Origin of the sequence: Kitasatospora sp. NPDC090308 (genome assembly GCF_044769485.1) — a bacterium.
GTDB lineage: Bacteria > Actinomycetota > Actinomycetes > Streptomycetales > Streptomycetaceae > Kitasatospora > Kitasatospora fiedleri.
In genome coordinates this window covers 323,105-339,127 of the sequence record NZ_JBIVXY010000004.1, presented here as the reverse complement: position 1 = coordinate 339,127, position 16,023 = coordinate 323,105, and the positions used below count along the sequence as shown (strand labels likewise).

The 16,023-nt window shown below is 73.2% G+C and carries 15 protein-coding genes; 11 read left to right on the top strand and 4 right to left on the bottom strand.

Annotated features, from left to right (window positions below; genetic code table 11):
- Window positions 1–41 precede the first annotated feature (41 nt).
- Window positions 42–1,994, bottom strand: coding sequence for a fibronectin type III domain-containing protein (locus tag ACIQVD_RS12080; RefSeq protein WP_402288261.1), 1,953 nt, complete (start codon window positions 1,992–1,994; stop codon window positions 42–44).
- A gap of 469 nt (window positions 1,995–2,463) precedes the next feature.
- On the opposite strand from ACIQVD_RS12080, the gene tdh reads away from it, so the two are divergent.
- The 7 genes from tdh (at window position 2,464) to ACIQVD_RS12045 (ending at window position 8,403) form a co-directional block, all read left to right on the top strand.
- A complete protein-coding gene (gene tdh / locus ACIQVD_RS12075; RefSeq protein ID WP_400684924.1) occupies window positions 2,464–3,495 on the top strand; it encodes an L-threonine 3-dehydrogenase in 1,032 nt (343 codons plus the stop codon).
- 62 nt (window positions 3,496–3,557) lie between these two features.
- Entirely contained in the window at window positions 3,558–4,748 is a 1,191-nt protein-coding gene (locus tag ACIQVD_RS12070) for a glycine C-acetyltransferase (protein ID WP_111551628.1), read from the top strand.
- 226 nt (window positions 4,749–4,974) lie between these two features.
- Window positions 4,975–5,895, top strand: a complete 921-nt coding sequence (locus tag ACIQVD_RS12065; RefSeq protein WP_400684928.1) for a LysR family transcriptional regulator — start codon at window positions 4,975–4,977, stop codon at window positions 5,893–5,895.
- A 96-nt stretch (window positions 5,896–5,991) separates the two neighbouring features.
- Window positions 5,992–6,159, top strand: a complete 168-nt coding sequence (locus tag ACIQVD_RS12060) for a hypothetical protein (protein WP_402288257.1) — start codon at window positions 5,992–5,994, stop codon at window positions 6,157–6,159.
- The gene (locus tag ACIQVD_RS12055) at window positions 6,156–6,617 is read left to right on the top strand and encodes a type II toxin-antitoxin system death-on-curing family toxin (RefSeq protein WP_400684934.1); all 462 of its coding nucleotides are present in this window, start codon (window positions 6,156–6,158) and stop codon (window positions 6,615–6,617) included. The genes ACIQVD_RS12060 and ACIQVD_RS12055 overlap by 4 nt, the downstream gene beginning before the upstream one ends.
- Window positions 6,618–6,692: 75 nt before the next feature.
- Entirely contained in the window at window positions 6,693–7,628 is a 936-nt protein-coding gene (locus tag ACIQVD_RS12050; protein WP_402288255.1) for a Gfo/Idh/MocA family protein, read from the top strand.
- 118 nt (window positions 7,629–7,746) lie between these two features.
- On the top strand, window positions 7,747–8,403 hold the full coding sequence (locus tag ACIQVD_RS12045; protein ID WP_402288252.1) for an MBL fold metallo-hydrolase: 657 nt from the start codon (window positions 7,747–7,749) through the stop codon (window positions 8,401–8,403).
- 72 nt (window positions 8,404–8,475) lie between these two features.
- Here ACIQVD_RS12045 and ACIQVD_RS12040 read toward each other — a convergent pair whose 3' ends face one another.
- Both ACIQVD_RS12040 and ACIQVD_RS12035 read right to left on the bottom strand, forming a co-directional pair.
- On the bottom strand, window positions 8,476–9,240 hold the full coding sequence (locus ACIQVD_RS12040; protein ID WP_400684942.1) for a glucose 1-dehydrogenase: 765 nt from the start codon (window positions 9,238–9,240) through the stop codon (window positions 8,476–8,478).
- 127 nt (window positions 9,241–9,367) lie between these two features.
- Window positions 9,368–10,039, bottom strand: a complete 672-nt coding sequence (locus tag ACIQVD_RS12035) for a TetR/AcrR family transcriptional regulator (protein WP_402288248.1) — start codon at window positions 10,037–10,039, stop codon at window positions 9,368–9,370.
- Between the two features lie 151 nt (window positions 10,040–10,190).
- On the opposite strand from ACIQVD_RS12035, the gene ACIQVD_RS12030 reads away from it, so the two are divergent.
- A complete protein-coding gene (locus ACIQVD_RS12030) occupies window positions 10,191–11,195 on the top strand; it encodes a phosphatase PAP2 family protein (RefSeq protein WP_402288245.1) in 1,005 nt (334 codons plus the stop codon).
- A 438-nt stretch (window positions 11,196–11,633) separates the two neighbouring features.
- Window positions 11,634–11,828 (top strand): hypothetical protein, encoded by a 195-nt coding sequence (locus ACIQVD_RS12025; RefSeq protein ID WP_400684949.1) that lies wholly within the window; start codon window positions 11,634–11,636, stop codon window positions 11,826–11,828.
- A 53-nt stretch (window positions 11,829–11,881) separates the two neighbouring features.
- Here the strand turns inward: ACIQVD_RS12025 and ACIQVD_RS12020 are convergent, their stop codons facing one another.
- Window positions 11,882–12,247, bottom strand: a complete 366-nt coding sequence (locus ACIQVD_RS12020) for a hypothetical protein (protein ID WP_402288243.1) — start codon at window positions 12,245–12,247, stop codon at window positions 11,882–11,884.
- Window positions 12,248–12,489: 242 nt separating this feature from the next.
- Here ACIQVD_RS12020 and ACIQVD_RS12015 point away from each other — a divergent pair, with 242 nt between their 5' ends.
- Window positions 12,490–14,280 (top strand): acyclic terpene utilization AtuA family protein, encoded by a 1,791-nt coding sequence (locus tag ACIQVD_RS12015; protein WP_402288240.1) that lies wholly within the window; start codon window positions 12,490–12,492, stop codon window positions 14,278–14,280.
- A complete protein-coding gene (locus tag ACIQVD_RS12010) occupies window positions 14,277–15,875 on the top strand; it encodes an acyl-CoA carboxylase subunit beta (protein WP_402288238.1) in 1,599 nt (532 codons plus the stop codon). The genes ACIQVD_RS12015 and ACIQVD_RS12010 overlap by 4 nt, the downstream gene beginning before the upstream one ends.
- Window positions 15,876–16,023 lie beyond the last annotated feature (148 nt).

Sequence of the window (16,023 nt, the reverse complement as noted above, 5' to 3'; positions counted from 1 at the left end):
CCGTGGGGTGGGACCGGGGCCGTCGGGGGAGTGGCGGTGCGTCAGCCGGTGAAGCCGGCCGTGATGGAGCTGAACTGCCAGTCGGACTGGGCGATGCCGGAGCAGGTCTCCTGCAGGCCGCCGCCCGCGCAGCCGCGGTCCCGGTTGACCGACCAGAACGCCAGGCGGGCGATGTGGTTGGTGTTGGCCCAGTCGCGGATCGCGGTCCAGTTGGCGACGGTGGTGGTCTCGTTGGTGTCGCTGAGGCCGTTCATGCCGGAGATGCCCAGGTGCGCGTAGGCGGTGGCGTCGTCCCAGCCGTAGACCGACTTGAGCTTGTTCTTCAGGCCGGTGGCGGCGCTGACGGTGGCGGCGTACATGTCGGTGGACGCGTTGCCGAAGTCGAACGGCATGATGGTGAAGACGTCGATGTCCGCGCCGAGTGCCTTGGACTGCTCGATCAGCCGGTTGCCGGGGGCGGTCGGGCCGCTGGTCGAGGTGCCGAAGGTGACGATCGTCCGGATGCCGGGGTTCTTCTGCTTGACGATCTTCAGCGCGTTCAGGATGCGGTCCTGGACGGTGTAGTTCTCGAACTCGTCGGTGTTCTCGATGTCGATGTCGATCGCCTTCAGGTTGTAGGCGTCGATCACCTTCTGGTAGGCACCGGCCAGCGCGGTCGCGTCGGCGCAGTTCGGGCCGAGCTTGTTGCCCGACCAGCCGCCGAAGGACGGGACGACGTCGCCGCCCGCGGCGCGCACCGCGTTGACGGTCTGCTGGTCCACGCCGCCCAGCAGCGGGCGCTGGCTGTCCCAGGCCGGGTTGCAGCCGTTCTGCGCCAGCACGAAGGCCAGGGTGAACCACTTGACGCCGGTGGCGTTCATCACGGTGGTCGCGGCCGGCGGGTTGCCCCAGCCGTTGTACAGGTACGGCGCGGCCTGCTTGAAGCCGCTCGGGGTGGTGGTCGGGGGCGTGGTCACCGCCAGCGCGTTGGACGCGGCGGAGGCGTTGCCGGCCGCGTCGCGGGCCTTCACGGTGAAGGTGTACGCGGTCGAGGCGGTCAGGCCGGTGACGGTCGCGGTGGTGCCGGTGACGCTGGTGGCCAGCGTGCCGTTGCGGTACACGTCGTAGCCGGTGACGCCGACGTTGTCGCTCGACGCGCCCCAGGAGAGCGAGACCTGGGTGGCGGCCGTCGCGGTCGCGGCCAGGCCGGTCGGCGCGGTCGGCGCCTGCTGGTCCCCGCCCGAAGGCGTGGTCACCGAGAGGGAGTTGGACGCGGCGGAGGCGTTGCCCGCGGCGTCGTGCGCCTTGACGGTGAAGGTGTAGGAGGTGCCCGCGCTCAGGCCGGTGACGGTCGCCGTGGTGCCGGTGACGGTGGTGGCCAGCGTGCCGTTGCGGTACACGTCGTAGCCGGTGACGCCGACGTTGTCGCTCGACGCGCCCCAGGAGAGCGAGACCTGGGTGGCGGCCGTCGCGGTCGCGGCCAGGCCGGTCGGCGCGGTCGGCGCCTGGGTGTCCGGCGTGCCGCCGCCCGGGCCGTCCAGGCTGATGTCGTCCGCGTAGTACGTGCCCTGCCCGAACCAGCCGTTCAGGTACACCTCGGCGCTGGTCTGCGAGGCGCCGGTGGTGAAGCTGACCGTCAGCTGCTTCCAGTCGGCCGCGGCCGGCGTCCAGGTCGAGGCGCCGCCGGTGACGCCGAGGTACACGTAGTTGCCGCGCACCCAACTCGACAGCGAGTAGGTGGTGTTGGGCTGCACCGCGACGGTCTGCACGCACTTGGCGTTGTCCGAGGCGCTGGCCGCGCCGGCCAGCGCCTTCGAGCCGCCGTGGACGGGGGTGGAGACCACCGAGCCGAGGACGCCGGAGCAGGACCAGCCGCTCAGCGTGCCGGTCTCGAAACCGGGGTTGGTCAGGATGTTCGCGGCGCTCGCGCTGCTCGGGACGGCGGCGACGGCGGCCGTCGCCAGCAGCAGCGCGGCGGCGCCGACCGCGGTGGTGCGGCGGTTGGGGGCGTGCACGGGGACCTCCAGTGGGGGATGGGGGCGGAGGTGCGTAGGGAGCGCGCACAACAAAATGGACTGGACCAATCCCGAATGTCAAGGCTAGGTCAAAACCCGGACACCCGGCTGACCCGCCGTCAGCCACCCGCCGGCCGCCCATCGGCCGCCTGCGGGCCTCCGCCCAGCACCCCCCTCGGCCCCCTTCGGCACCGCCCGGACGCCCCCGCGTCGCTGCTCCGTCCGGGTGTCTTGCGGCACGCCGGAGCCGGACCGGCGGCCCGGCTCGGGCACGATCGTTCAGCCCAGCTGTGGCACCCGTTAAGAATTCCTCGATGGACCGAACCCACCGTGACCGGGCAGATTTCACCCTGCCGGGCCGGTCACCGCCGCACGCCGGGCCGCCCCACCGGGCTGCGAACCGCCGCACGCCCGCACCCGGGCCTGCCGACCCGCAGGCCCGCCGAACCCCGCGTCAGGAGCGCTCGCCGTGAAGGCACTCGTCAAGCTGAACGCCGAACCCGGACTGTGGATGACCGACGTCCCGGAACCGGAGATCGGCCCCGGCGACGTCCTGATCAAGGTCCTGCGCACCGGCATCTGCGGCACCGACCTGCACATCCGCAAGTGGGACGGCTGGGCCCAGCAGACCATCAAGACCCCGCTGACCGTCGGCCACGAGTTCGTCGGCGAGGTCGCCGCCGTCGGCGCGGCCGTCACCGACGTCAACGTCGGCGACCTGGTCAGCGGCGAGGGCCACCTGGTCTGCGGCAAGTGCCGCAACTGCCTGGCCGGCCGCCGCCACCTGTGCCGCAACACCGTCGGCCTGGGCGTCAACCGCGACGGCGCGTTCGCCGAGTACGTCGCGCTGCCCGCCTCCAACGTCTGGGTGCACCGCGTCCCCGTCGACCTCGACGTCGCCGCGATCTTCGACCCGTTCGGCAACGCCGTGCACACCGCGCTCTCCTTCCCGCTGGTCGGCGAGGACGTCCTGGTCACCGGCGCCGGGCCGATCGGCATCATGGCCGCCGCCGTCGCCAAGCACGCCGGCGCCCGCAACGTCATGATCACCGACGTCTCCCCGTACCGCCTCGACCTGGCCCGCGAGCTCGGCGTCACCCTCGCCCTGGACGTCTCGCAGCACACCATCGAGGACGGCCAGCACCGGCTCGGCCTGCGCGAGGGCTTCGACGTCGGCCTGGAGATGTCCGGCCGCCCCGAGGCCATGCAGTCGATGATCGCCAACATGACCCACGGCGGGAAGATCGCCATGCTCGGCCTGCCCGCCGACGACTTCCCGATCGACTGGGCCCGGGTGGTCACCTCGATGCTCACCATCAAGGGCATCTACGGCCGCGAGATGTTCGAGACCTGGTACGCGATGTCCGTGCTGCTCGAGGGCGGACTCGACCTCACCCCGGTGATCACCGGCCGGCACGCCGCCCGGGACTTCGACGCCGCCTTCGACGAGGCCGCCGGCGGCAACTGCGGCAAGGTCATCCTCGACTGGACGACGCTCTAGGGACTGTCCTCGAACTCCCTTCCCCGGCAAGCCAGCTGATCCCTCGTTAGGAGCGACACCCCGTGTTCGAGAACGTCCGCGACGACCTCGCCGCCACCCTCGCCGAGATCCGCGAAGCCGGCCTGTTCAAGCCGGAACGCGTCATCGGCACCCCGCAGTCCGCCGAGATCACCGTCACCTCCGGCAACGGCGGCCAGGTGCTCAACTTCTGCGCCAACAACTACCTCGGCCTCGCCGACCACCCCGCCGTGGTCGCCGCCGCCAAGGACGCCCTGGACCGCTGGGGCTACGGCATGGCCTCGGTGCGCTTCATCTGCGGCACCCAGGACGTCCACAAGGAGCTCGAGCAGCGGCTCTCCCAGTTCCTCGGGCAGGAGGACACCATCCTCTACTCCTCCTGCTTCGACGCCAACGGCGGCGTCTTCGAGACCCTGCTCGACGAGCGCGACGCCGTCATCTCCGACGCACTCAACCACGCCTCCATCATCGACGGCATCCGGCTCTGCAAGGCCCGCCGCCACCGCTACGCCAACCGCGACCTCGCCGACCTGGAGAAGCAGCTGCAGGACACCCAGGACGCCCGCCGCCGCCTCATCGTCACCGACGGCGTCTTCTCGATGGACGGCTACATCGCCCCGCTCGCCGAGATCTGCGACCTCGCCGACCGCTACGACGCCATGGTCATGGTCGACGACTCGCACGCCGTCGGCTTCGTCGGCCCCACCGGCCGCGGCACGCCCGAACTGCACGGCGTCACCGACCGGGTCGACATCATCACCGGCACCCTCGGCAAGGCCCTCGGCGGCGCGTCCGGCGGCTACGTCGCCGCCCGCCGCGAGATCGTCGCCCTGCTGCGCCAGCGCTCCCGCCCCTACCTGTTCTCCAACTCGCTCGCCCCGGTGATCGCCGCCGCCTCGCTCACCGTGCTCGACCTGCTGGAGACCGGCGACGACCTGCGCGACCGGCTGCGCGCCAACACCGAGCTGTTCCGGACGAAGATGACCGAGGCCGGCTTCGAGATCCTGCCCGGCGAGCACGCCATCGCCCCCGTCATGGTCGGCGACGCCGCCAAGGCCGGCCGCCTCGCCGAACTCCTGCTCGAACGCGGCGTCTACGTGATCGGCTTCTCCTACCCCGTGGTCCCGCACGGCGCCGCCCGGATCCGGGTCCAGCTCTCCGCCGCCCACAGCACCGAGGACGTCGAACGCGCCGTCGCCGCCTTCATCGACGCCCGCACCGCCCTGGACGCCTGACCCCGTCCCCTTCCGCCAGGGCGCGGACCGACCCTCGACCGCGCCCCCCTCCGGGCCGCCCCCCACCCCCCTCCGGGGACGGCCCGCCCGGCGCGGGGAGCCACTCCCGGCTCCCCGCGCCACCCCCCGGCCTCCGGCCTCCGCGCCGGGGTTCCCGGGCCGCCCGGCCGCCCCGTCCCGGCCGCCCCCGTCCCGGTCGGCTCCGCCGCGCTGGCAGAATTGACCCGTGATCGACGCACGACGGCTGCGGACCCTCCGGGCCGTGGCCGACCACCGGACCGTGACCGCCGCCGCGGCCGCGCTCTACCTCACCCCCTCCGCGGTCTCCCAGCAGCTCGCCGCCCTCGAACAGGAGACCGGCCACACCCTGCTGGTCCGCGCCGGCCGGGGCGTCCGGCTCACCGCCGCCGGGGAGATCCTGCTCACCCACGCCGACGCCGTCCTCGCCCAGCTCGAACGCGCCGAGGCCGACCTGGCCGCCTACAGCTCCGGCGCGGCCGGCGAGGTCACCGTGGCCGCCTTCGCCACCGGCATCGCCCTCGTCCTCGCCCCCGCCGTCACCGCCCTCGCGGACACCGCCCCCGACCTGCGGGTGCGCGTCCTGGACGCGGAGGGCGACGCCAGCCTGCCGATGCTGCTCGACGGGCGCGCCGACATCGCCGTCGCCGTCGAGTACCGGGGCGCGCCGCGCCCCGACGACCGCCGCCTGACCCGCCTGCCGCTGTACGCCGAACCCTTCGACGCCGTCCTCCCGCTGCGCCACCCGCTGGCCGCCGGGAGCGGGCCCGTCGCGGTCGCCGCCCTCGCCGCCGAACCCTGGATCGGCCCCTACCCCGGCAACCCCTGCCACGACGTGGTCCTGCTCGCCTGCGAGCACGCGGGGTTCCAGCCGCGGCTGGTCCACTCCTCCGACGACTTCCGCGCCGTCACCGCGCTCGCCTCGGCCGGCGCCGGAGTCGCCCTCGTCCCGCGCTCCGCCCTGCGCGGCGCCGAACTCGCCGCCGTCGCCGTCCGCCCCGTCGACAGCGCCCTCGCCACCCGCAGGGTCTTCGCCGCGACCCGGGCCGGGGCCGAACTCCACCCCCTGATCAGCCCGGTCCTCACCGCCCTCGCCGAGGCCGCCGCCCCCCTCGACCACCCGGCCTGACCGCCCCGCGCCCCCGACCCTCCCCGATAACCGGTCGAAAGCCACCCCTCCCACCTGCTAGTTTCCGTTTCCGAACCGACCGGGGGGAGGCCCGAGATGCCGCACGACCGCAACCAGCTCCAGCTCCAGCTCCAGGACCAGAACCAGGGCCAGGACCAGGACCGGCGACCCGACGCCGAGCAGCGCGCCGCACGACGGGCCGCGCTGGTGGCCCGGATCCGGGCCGCGAACGCCGAGACGCTGGAGAGGCTGGCCGAGCTGTGAACGCGCCCCACCAGCACACCACCGACCACCTGGACGAGGACGACATCGCCTACCTGCTGGGCGACGTCGCGGTGGTCCGCGAGCGCTCGCTGCTGCGCTCCGCGCTCGGCCGCCCGCAGTCCTCCGCGTTCGGGGCGGACGCGTACCCGGACGCGTGGACCAAGGCGGTCGCGCTCGGCGAGTCACTGGCCCGCAACCACCCCATGACGGACCGGAACAAGCGCACCGCCTTCGAGTCGATGCTGCTCTTCCTCGACTACAACGGACAGCCCTACACCGACCCGCAGCCGGACGACGCGGTGGCCTTCATGCTGCGACTGGCCCAGGGCGGCTACCGCGACCGGTTCGACACCGCGGTGGCCGACTTCCGCCGGATCCTCGGCGCCGCTCCCGACCCTCCGCTCCCTCGCTGCCCTCCTGCCGCACCGACGCGAATCGGCCGATCCACCACGTCCTGACTGCTCAACACCCGTCCTGGCATATGCTGCCGGGTGGCCAGGGACCACCACCACCCACCCTCGCAGGAGTGCCCGATGAGCGATCACCAGACCGAACCCGGCACGAACCCGATCCCGATCGGCGTCGTCGGACTCGGCGACATCGCGCAGAAGGCGTACCTGCCCGTCCTCACCGCCCAACCCGGCATCGACCTGCGCCTGATGACCCGGGACCGGGCCAAGCTCGACCGGATCGGCGACGCCCACCGCCTCCCGTTCCGCACCACCGACCTGGGCGAACTCATCGACTCCGGCATCCGCGCCGCCTTCGTCCACGCCGCCACCGACCAGCACGTCCCGATCGTCGAGGAACTGCTCACCCGCGGCGTCGACGTGTACGTCGACAAGCCGCTCGCCTACGACCTCGACGGCGCCCGCCGCCTGACCTCCCTCGCCGAGCGCACCGGCCGCTCCCTGATGGTCGGCTTCAACCGCCGCCACGCCCCCGGCTACCTGCTCGCCGCCGAGCGCCCGCGCGACCTGATCGTGCTCCAGAAGCACCGCGAGGGCCTCCCCGAACGCGCCCGCACCCTGGTCTACGACGACTTCATCCACGTCGTCGACACCCTGCGCTTCCTCGTCCCCGGCGAGATCGAGCACGTGGACGTCCGCTCCCGCACCCGCGACGGCCTGGTCGAGCACGTCGTCCTCACCCTCGCCGGCCACGGCTTCACCGCCCTCGGCATCATGAACCGGGTCTCCGGCTCCACCGAGGAGATCCTCGAAGTCTCCGGCGCCGACTCCAAGCGCGAGGTCCACAACCTCGCCGAGGTCGTCGACCACCGCGGCCAGCCCACCGTCCGCCGCCGCGGCGACTGGGTCCCCGTCGCCCGCCAACGCGGCATCGAACAGATCGTCCTGCACTTCCTCGACGCCCTCCGCGCCGGCAAGACCCTCGACGCCGCCGACGCCCTGCGCACCCACGAACTCTGCGAACTCATCGTCGACCGCATCGAAACCGACCCCAGCTGACCCCGCCTCGGGTCCGACCCGCCCGCTCGGCCGCCACCGGCGCAGTGGCTGACGCCACGTCAACCACCCTGCGAAAAACGGGATGCGGACCACCGGAGACCCGGGCTAGGTTGATCCGATGCGCCTGACGAAGTACGCCCACGCCTGCGTCCGGATCGACTCACCCGACGGGGAGCGCTCCGTCCTGATCGATCCGGGCTGCTGGACGGAGCCGGAGGCGTTCCACGGCGTCCGGGCGGTGCTCTACACGCACGCGCACGCCGACCACCTCGACGAGGGCCTGCTCGCCGCCGCCCGCGCCGCCGACCCGGGCCTGGAGGTCTACACCCACCCGGAGCTCGCGGCCGAACTCGCCGGGCACCCCGCCCTCGCCGGCCTCCCGCCCACCGCCGTCCGGGCGGGGGAGGGTTTCGAGGCGGGCGGCTTCGCGGTGCGCGCGGTCGGCGGACGGCACGCGCAGGTCATCGACGAGTACCCGGACTGCGCGAACCTCGGCTACCTGGTCGAGGGCGTCTACCACCCCGGCGACGCCCTGCACGTCCCGCACGGCCCGGGGGAGGACGTCCGCGCCCTGCTGCTCCCCGCGTCCGGCCCGTGGCTGAGCCTGCGGGAGGCGATCGAAATGGTGCGCGCCATCCGCCCGGAGCGCACCTTCCCGATCCACGACGCCAACCTGAGCGCGATCGGCGCCGAGAACTTCGACGGCTGGCTCGGCGGGGAGGCGGCCACCCGCTACGCCCGGATCGCGCTGCGGGAGTCCGCCGTCCTGGACTGACACCGGCCGTCGATCACCGGCCCCCGGTCGCCGGCTCCCGATCACCGGCCCGTCGACCGCTCGACCGCTCGATCACTGGCCCATCACGTAGCGGACGGTCGGGCCGGTGGTCCAGCCGCCGTCCACCGCGAGCTCGGCGCCCGTGATGTAGGAGGCCGCGTCGGAGAGCAGGAAGACGGTGGCCGAGGCGATCTCGGGCGCCTCGCCGACCCGGCCCATCGGGGTGTTGGGGTAGTTGCCCTCACCGCGCCGGATGCCGGTGGACGCCGTCATCGGGGTGTAGGTCATGCCCGGGTGGACGGAGTTCACCCGGATCCGGTCCACGCCCAGCTCCACCGCGCCGATCTTGGTCAGCCCGCGGACACCCCACTTGGACGCGCCGTAGCCGGCCGTCAGCGCCAGGCCCATCAGGCCGGCCGCCGAGGAGATGTTCACCACCGAACCGCCCCCGGCCTCCCGCAGCGCCGGGATGACCGCCTTCATGCCGATGAACACGCCGGTCAGGTTGACGTCCAGGACCTTGCGGAAGTGCTCCACCGACTCCTCGGCCAGGAAGCTCCCGGTGGAGATGCCCGCGTTGTTCACCAGCCCGTGCACCGCCCCGAACTCGGCCCGCGCGTACGCGACCACGTCCGCCCAGTCCTGCTCCGAGGTGACGTCGTGGTGGCGGTAGCGGACCCGCTCGCCCAGCGCCGCGGCGGTGGCCTCGCCGTCCGCGTCCAGGACGTCGGTGATCAGCACGTTCGCCCCCGCCTCGACCGCCTGCTTGGCGGTCTCCGCGCCCAGGCCCCGGGCCCCGCCGGTGATGACGACGGTCTTGCCGGACAGCTCGTTCATGACTTGCTCCTCGCTCACTCGCTCCGCGGGGCAGACGCCCCGCGGGCGCTCGTTCCAGTGGTACGTCCTCCGCCGACATCCGGCGCCCGGCGCCCGGCGCTCGCCGCCCGGTACCCGGCGGCGGGGGTCAGGGCACCGGCGCGGTCAGCAGGCCGGTGCAGACGGAGACGAGGTCGGCCAGGTACGCGCGGTCCTCGCTCAGGGTGGGCTCGCCCTCGGCCAGCTGCCGGGCGCGCTCGGCGAGCGCGGCCCCGATCAGGGTCAGCGCCAGGTCGATCCGCTCCAGCCGGACGGGCTCGGGCGCCAGCGCGACCAGCGGCTCCTCCAGCGCGAGGATCAGCCGCCAGTACAGGGTGCCCGCGAGCCCGGCGTGCGGACGCCGCTCCCGGATGCCGCTGCGGTGGCTGACCTGGGTGGAGATCCGCAGGCAGTCCCGGCCGCGCTCGGTGCGCAGCTCGGTGGACTCCGCGTCCACCAGCGCCCCGAGCAGCTCGCCCAGCCCGCACCCCTCGGGCCGCGGCAGCCGCTCGGCGAGCGCCCGCTCGGTGCGCCGCTGCCGCTCGGCCATCACCGCGTCCAGCAGCCCCTCGCGCGAACCGAAGTGGTACTGCACCGCGGACGGGTTCGCCTGCCCGGCCCCCCGCACCACCTCGCGCAGTTGCGCCCCGTGCACGCCCCGCGCCGCGAACGCGCGCTCGGCGGAACGGATCAGCCGCGCCCGGGTGGAACCGCCGTCGCCGCCGCGGTCGTCATCGACCGGTCCGGGGCCGCTCCCGGCGCCCGTCGCCTTCTTCGTCATGCCACCACATTAATACTCGACATTATTAATGTCGAACATTAGGGCAGTTGGCGGAGCCCTCGACCCGTCCGTGTGCCGCCTGGGAACTCGCTGGGAACCCCGGCGCGCGGCAGGAGGAATCTCCAAGCCGCAGTTGCTAGCTTCGTGACGCATGATCGACTCGTCCCACCTGGCAGCCCGGTCACGCTCCCTGGCGCTCCACCTCCTGTCCCGGCTCAGACTCCGCCACCTCGCCTGGCCGCTGTTCGCCGTGGCGTTCTGGCGCTACCTGGTCGTCTACGGCCTGCCGTACGCCAACGACGTGGTCTTCCTCTGGCTGATCGCCGCCCTGATCGCGGCGTCCGTGCACAGCGGCGGTCGAAAGGGGTGGCTGTACGTCCTGCGCGACTGGGTCCCGGTGATGGCCGTGGTCTGGACGTACTCGCTGCTCCGGGGCTACGGCTCGCACACCCCCTGGAGGCCGCACTACGCCCCGCAGCTCGCCTTCGACAAGGTGCTCGGCTTCGGCGAGACCTGGACCGTCCGGCTCCAGGACTGGCTGTACCACCCCGGCCGGCCGCAGTGGTACGACTACGCGGCCGTCACCGTCTACATGTCGCACTTCTTCGCGGTCTTCGTGATCCTCGCCGTGCTGTGGAAGCGCAACCGCGCGCGGTTCCGGCACTTCCTCGGCTGCTACCTGGCGATCACCGCGATCGGCTTCGTCACCTACGTGCTCTACCCGGCCGACCCGCCGTGGCTGACCGCGCTGGAAGGCCACATGCCGGCCGTCAGCCGGGTCGTCTCCACCGTCCTCGACAGCAGCGGCCTGCACCGGGCCGGCACCGTCTTCGAGAACGGCAGCAAGTTCGCCAACGACGTCGCCGCGATGCCCTCGCTGCACGCCGCCTACCCGATGATGATCGCCCTGGTGTTCTGGCCGAAGGCCGGCCGCACCCTCCGCGTCCTGCTCACCGCGTACCCGCTGGCGATGGCCTTCACGCTGGTCTACGGCGCCGAGCACTTCATCATCGACATCCTGGTCGGCTGGGCCTACGCCTGGGCGATGGTCACCCTGGTCAACCGCTTCATTGCCCGCCGCGCGGCGGCCCGGGCGGTGCGGGAGGCGGCGGCCGCCCCCGCCGTCGAACCGGCCCCGACCGTCCCGGTCGGCTGAGGGCGCTCCTCCCCGCTCCCGCGGGCCCCGGCCCCGGCCCCGCAAGGTGGCCCCGGCCCGGCAAGGTGGTGCCGGACCGGGGCCCTTCCACGTCCCCGGCCCGCCGCCGCCGTCCGCCGTCGCGCCCGGGGAGGTGCCGGCGAGACCCTCCGGAGGCGGCTGAGCGGATGCCGGGAACTCGCTGGGCGTTCCCTGTGAATCGAACTGTTCCGCGTTCGCGCTGATGGGCCGCCCGGGTGAACCTGACGTCCCGTCAGAGGTGGTGGCCCCGAGGCGATCCGGTGGGAGCGGGGAAGGCTTTGCCAATCCGTGGCGGAGTCTTGTTGCGCCCCCGGGTAGCGTCGTGCGGAACACCGCAGGAGGACCCGCCATGGCCGCACCCCACGCCCCGTCAGCGCCCGGCGCGCGCCCCCGACCCGCCGGCGGGCCGACCGGCCGATGATCTCCGGCCACCTCGCCGCCCCCGTCCTGTGGGCGGTCCTGACGCCGCTCGGCGTCCTGCTCTCCGGTGCGGGCCTGGCCTCCACCATCCGCATCCGCCCGGGCACCGACCGCCCCCGCGACCACCTGCTCGGCCCCCTGCTGATCGCCGCCGGCATCCTGGTCGCGGGCTTCGGCCTCTGGATGCTCTGAAACCCCGCCACCCCCGCACGCGCGCGAACGTGGCTCGACCGCAGCGACGGTACTCAGCCGCCGTCCGCGATTCGGTCACCGGTGTCCGTGCACCAGTGGCCGATGCCGGTCCAGTCGAACCCCGACCGCCACTCCGGCTGCCCGCGCGACCAGCCGACCAGCGCGTTCACCACCTCGGCGAGGGAGACCGTCAGGGTCCGGTAGTGCTCGGCGGGGACGCCGTCGCGGTACTCCAACTGGTAGCCGCCGTTCTCCCGGAGACGGACCTGCACGTACCAGTCGCCCGCCGGCTCGTCCGCGCCGAACCGTTCGACGATCAGGTGGGATTCGCCCCGCTGCGTGTTCGCCACCAGCCGGCCCGGGGCGGCCGGCCCCGGGTCGCGCATCGACAGTCCGCGCTCGGTCATCGCGTGAAGCACGCGTGGAGCATGCCGCACCTCGCCGACAACGGCCCCACCGGGGACCACGGGAACGCGCGCCACCCCGACCCGTCCTGTCCCGCGCCCCCACCCCTGGTCCGCTCGTCCTCCGCCGACCAAAAACAAGCACGCGTGCTTGATTTGTCTTCGGGTTGCTGCCACGCTCGGTCCCGACCGGACGCGCTCCGTTCCCGGAAACCGCCGTCAACGGCAGCCGGGTGCGGCGGAGTTGGGGAGGTTTCGTGCTGCGGATCGGCAATGCTTCGGGGTTCTACGGGGACAGGTTCGGCGCGTTCCGCGAGATGCTGACCGGCGGACCGCTGGACGTGCTGACAGGGGACTACCTGGCCGAGCTGACCATGCTGATCCTGGCCCGGGACCGGCTGCGCGACCCGTCGCTGGGGTACGCGCGGACGTTCCTGCGGCAGGCCGAGGAGTGCCTCGCCGAGGCGCTCGACCGCGGGGTGCGGATCGTGGTGAACGCGGGCGGCCTCAACCCGGCCCGGCTGGCCGAGGCGCTCGGCGAACTCGCCGCCCGGCAGGGCCTCCGAGCCCGGATCGGCCACGTCACCGGCGACGAACTCCTCCCCAGGGCCGACGAGTTCGGCTGGACGGAGGAGTGGGACGCGCACCGTCCGCTGCTGGCCGCGAACGCCTACCTGGGGGCGTTCGGGATCGCCGCGTGCCTGCGCGCGGGCGCGGACGTGGTGGTGACCGGCCGGGTGACGGACGCCGCACTGGTGGTCGGGCCGGGCATCGCCCACCACGGGTGGACGCCGGACGACCTGGACGCGCTGGCGGGAGCGGTGGTGGCGGGCCACGTCCTGGAGTGCGGGGCGCAGGCGACCGGCGGGAACTACGCGTTCTTCACCGAGCACGACGTCGACCACCCGGGCTTCCCGATCGCCGAACTGCACGCCGACGGCAGTAGCGTGATCACCAAGCACCCGGGCACCGGCGGCGCGGTGACCGTGGAGACCGTCACCGCCCAACTCCTGTACGAGACGGGCGGACCGCGCTACCTCGGGCCGGACGTCACGGCCCGGCTGGACACCGTGACGCTCACCGCGCAGGGCGCCGACCGGGTCCGGATCGACGGCGTGCGCGGCGAGGCCCCGCCCGCCACCCTCAAGGTCGGGCTGAACCGGCTCGGCGGGTACCGCAACGAGCTGGCGTTCGTCCTCACCGGCCTGGACGCCGACGCCAAATCCGCCCTGGTGCAACGGCAGTTGAGCCGGGCGCTGGCCGCCGACCCGCCGGCCGAACTGCGCTGGACCGAGACCCGCACCCAGCACCCGGACGCCGACACCGAGGAACGCGCCAGCACCCTGCTCCGGCTCACCGCCCGCGACCCGCAGGAGCGCAGGGTCGGACGCGCCCTCACCGCCGCCGCCGTCGAACTCGGCCTGGCCGGCTACCCGGGCTTCCACCTCACCGCCCCGCCCGGCCGCCCCAGCCCCTACGGGGTGTTCGAGGCGAGGGAGTTGGACCAGAAGGCGGTCGACCACACCGCCCACCTGCCTGCTGGCCACCTGGCCGCCGCCGGCCTGCCCGTCGATCGCCCGGCCACCGGCCGACGTGTCTCCATCCCGCCCCCGACGGCCACCACCACCCGCCAACCCCCGCTCCCGCCCGTGCGGTTGCCGCCACCCCCGCCCCCCGGCCCGACCCGCCGCGCCCCGCTCGGCCTGGTCGCCGGGGCCCGCAGCGGCGACAAGGGCGGCGACGCCAACCTCGGCCTCTGGGCCCGCGACGAAGCCGGATGGCCCTGGCTCGCCCACACCCTCACCGTCGCCAGACTGCGCGAACTCCTCCCGGAGGCCGCCGAACTGGAGATCGAGCGCCACCTGTTCCCGAACCTCCGGGCGGTCAACTTCACCCTCCGCGGCCTGCTCGGCGAAGGCGTCGCCGCCCAGGCCAGGTTCGACCCCCAGGCGAAGGCGCTAGGGGAGTGGCTGCGCTCCCGCCACCTCGACATCCCGGAACCCCTTCTCCCGCCCGTCCGGCCCGAGCCCCCGGAGGCCCCGCTGTGACCGTCCTGCCCACCCGGCTCGACCCGGACGCGCCCGAGTACGCGGCCAACCGCGACGCGATGCTCGCCAGACTCGCCGACCTGGACGCCGAACACGCCAAGGCACTGGCCGGCGGCGGACCCAAGTACCTGGAACGGCACCGCGGTCGGGGCAAACTCGCGGCCCGCGAACGGATCGAGCTGCTGCTCGACCCGGACTCGCCGTTCCTCGAACTCTCCCCGCTCGCCGCCTGGGGCAGCCCGTACCAGGTCGGCGCGGCACTGGTCACCGGCATCGGCACGGTGGCCGGCACCGAGTGCGTGATCACCGCCAACGACCCCACCGTGCGCGGCGGTTCGTCCAACCCGTGGACGCTGCGCAAGGCCCTGCGGGCCAACGAGATCGCGCTGCGCAACCGGCTTCCGCTGATCAACCTGGTCGAGTCCGGCGGCGCCGACCTCCCCAGCCAGAAGGAGATATTCATCCCGGGCGGCGCGCTGTTCCGCGACCTGACCAGGCTGTCGGCGGCGGGCATCCCCACCGTGGCCGTGGTGTTCGGCAACTCCACGGCGGGCGGCGCGTACGTGCCGGGGATGTCCGACCACGTCATCATGGTCAAGGAGCGGGCCAAGGTGTTCCTCGGCGGCCCGCCGCTGGTGAAGATGGCCACCGGCGAGGAGTCCGACGACGAGTCGCTCGGCGGCGCCGAGATGCACGCCCGCACCTCCGGCCTCGCCGACCACCTCGCCCTCGACGAACCCGACGCCCTGCGCCTGGCCCGCCGGGTCGTCCACCGCCTGCACTGGCGCAAGTCCGGCCCCGAACCGGCGCGTCGCCCCGAGCCGCCCAAGTACCCGGAGGACGAACTGCTCGGCATCGTCCCCGGCGACCTCAAGGCGCCCTTCGACCCCCGCGAGGTGATCGCCCGGATCGTCGACGCCTCCGACTTCGACGAGTTCAAGCCCCGCTACGGCACCAGCCTCGCCACCGGCTGGGCCACCCTGCTCGGGTACCCCGTCGGCATCCTGGCCAACGCCCAGGGCGTGCTGTTCAGCCAGGAGTCCCAGAAGGCCGCCCAGTTCATCCAACTCGCCAACCAGCTGGACCGCCCGCTGGTCTTCCTGCACAACACCACCGGCTACATGGTCGGCCGGGAGTACGAGCAGGGCGGCATCATCAAGCACGGCGCGATGATGATCAACGCGGTGGCGAACAGCACCGTCCCGCACCTCTCCGTCCTGATGGGCGCCTCCTACGGCGCCGGCCACTACGGCATGTGCGGCCGGGCCTACGACCCCCGCTTCCTGTTCACCTGGCCGAGCGCCAAATCCGCGGTGATGGGCCCCCAGCAACTCGCCGGCGTCCTCTCCCTGGTCGCCCGCCAGTCCGCCGTCGCCAAGGGCCAGCCCTACGACGAGGAGGCCGACGCCGCGATCCGCGCCGCCGTCGAGCAGCAGATCGAGGCCGAGTCCCTCCCGGTCTTCCTCTCCGGCCGCCTCTACGACGACGGAGTGATCGACCCGCGCGACACCCGCACCATTCTCGGCCTCTGCCTGTCCGCCATCCACAGCGGACCGATCGCGGGCGCCAAGGGTTATGGCGTTTTCCGAATGTGACACCCCATCACAGTTGCAGCGTCCTGCAACCGTTACACCCCCTCACCGCCGCAAGGGCGCCTCGCTGCTGCACCTACTCGCAACCGTAACACCCTCTCGCGATTGCACCCTCTCGCAACCGTGACGCCCTCTCACCACTGCACCGGCC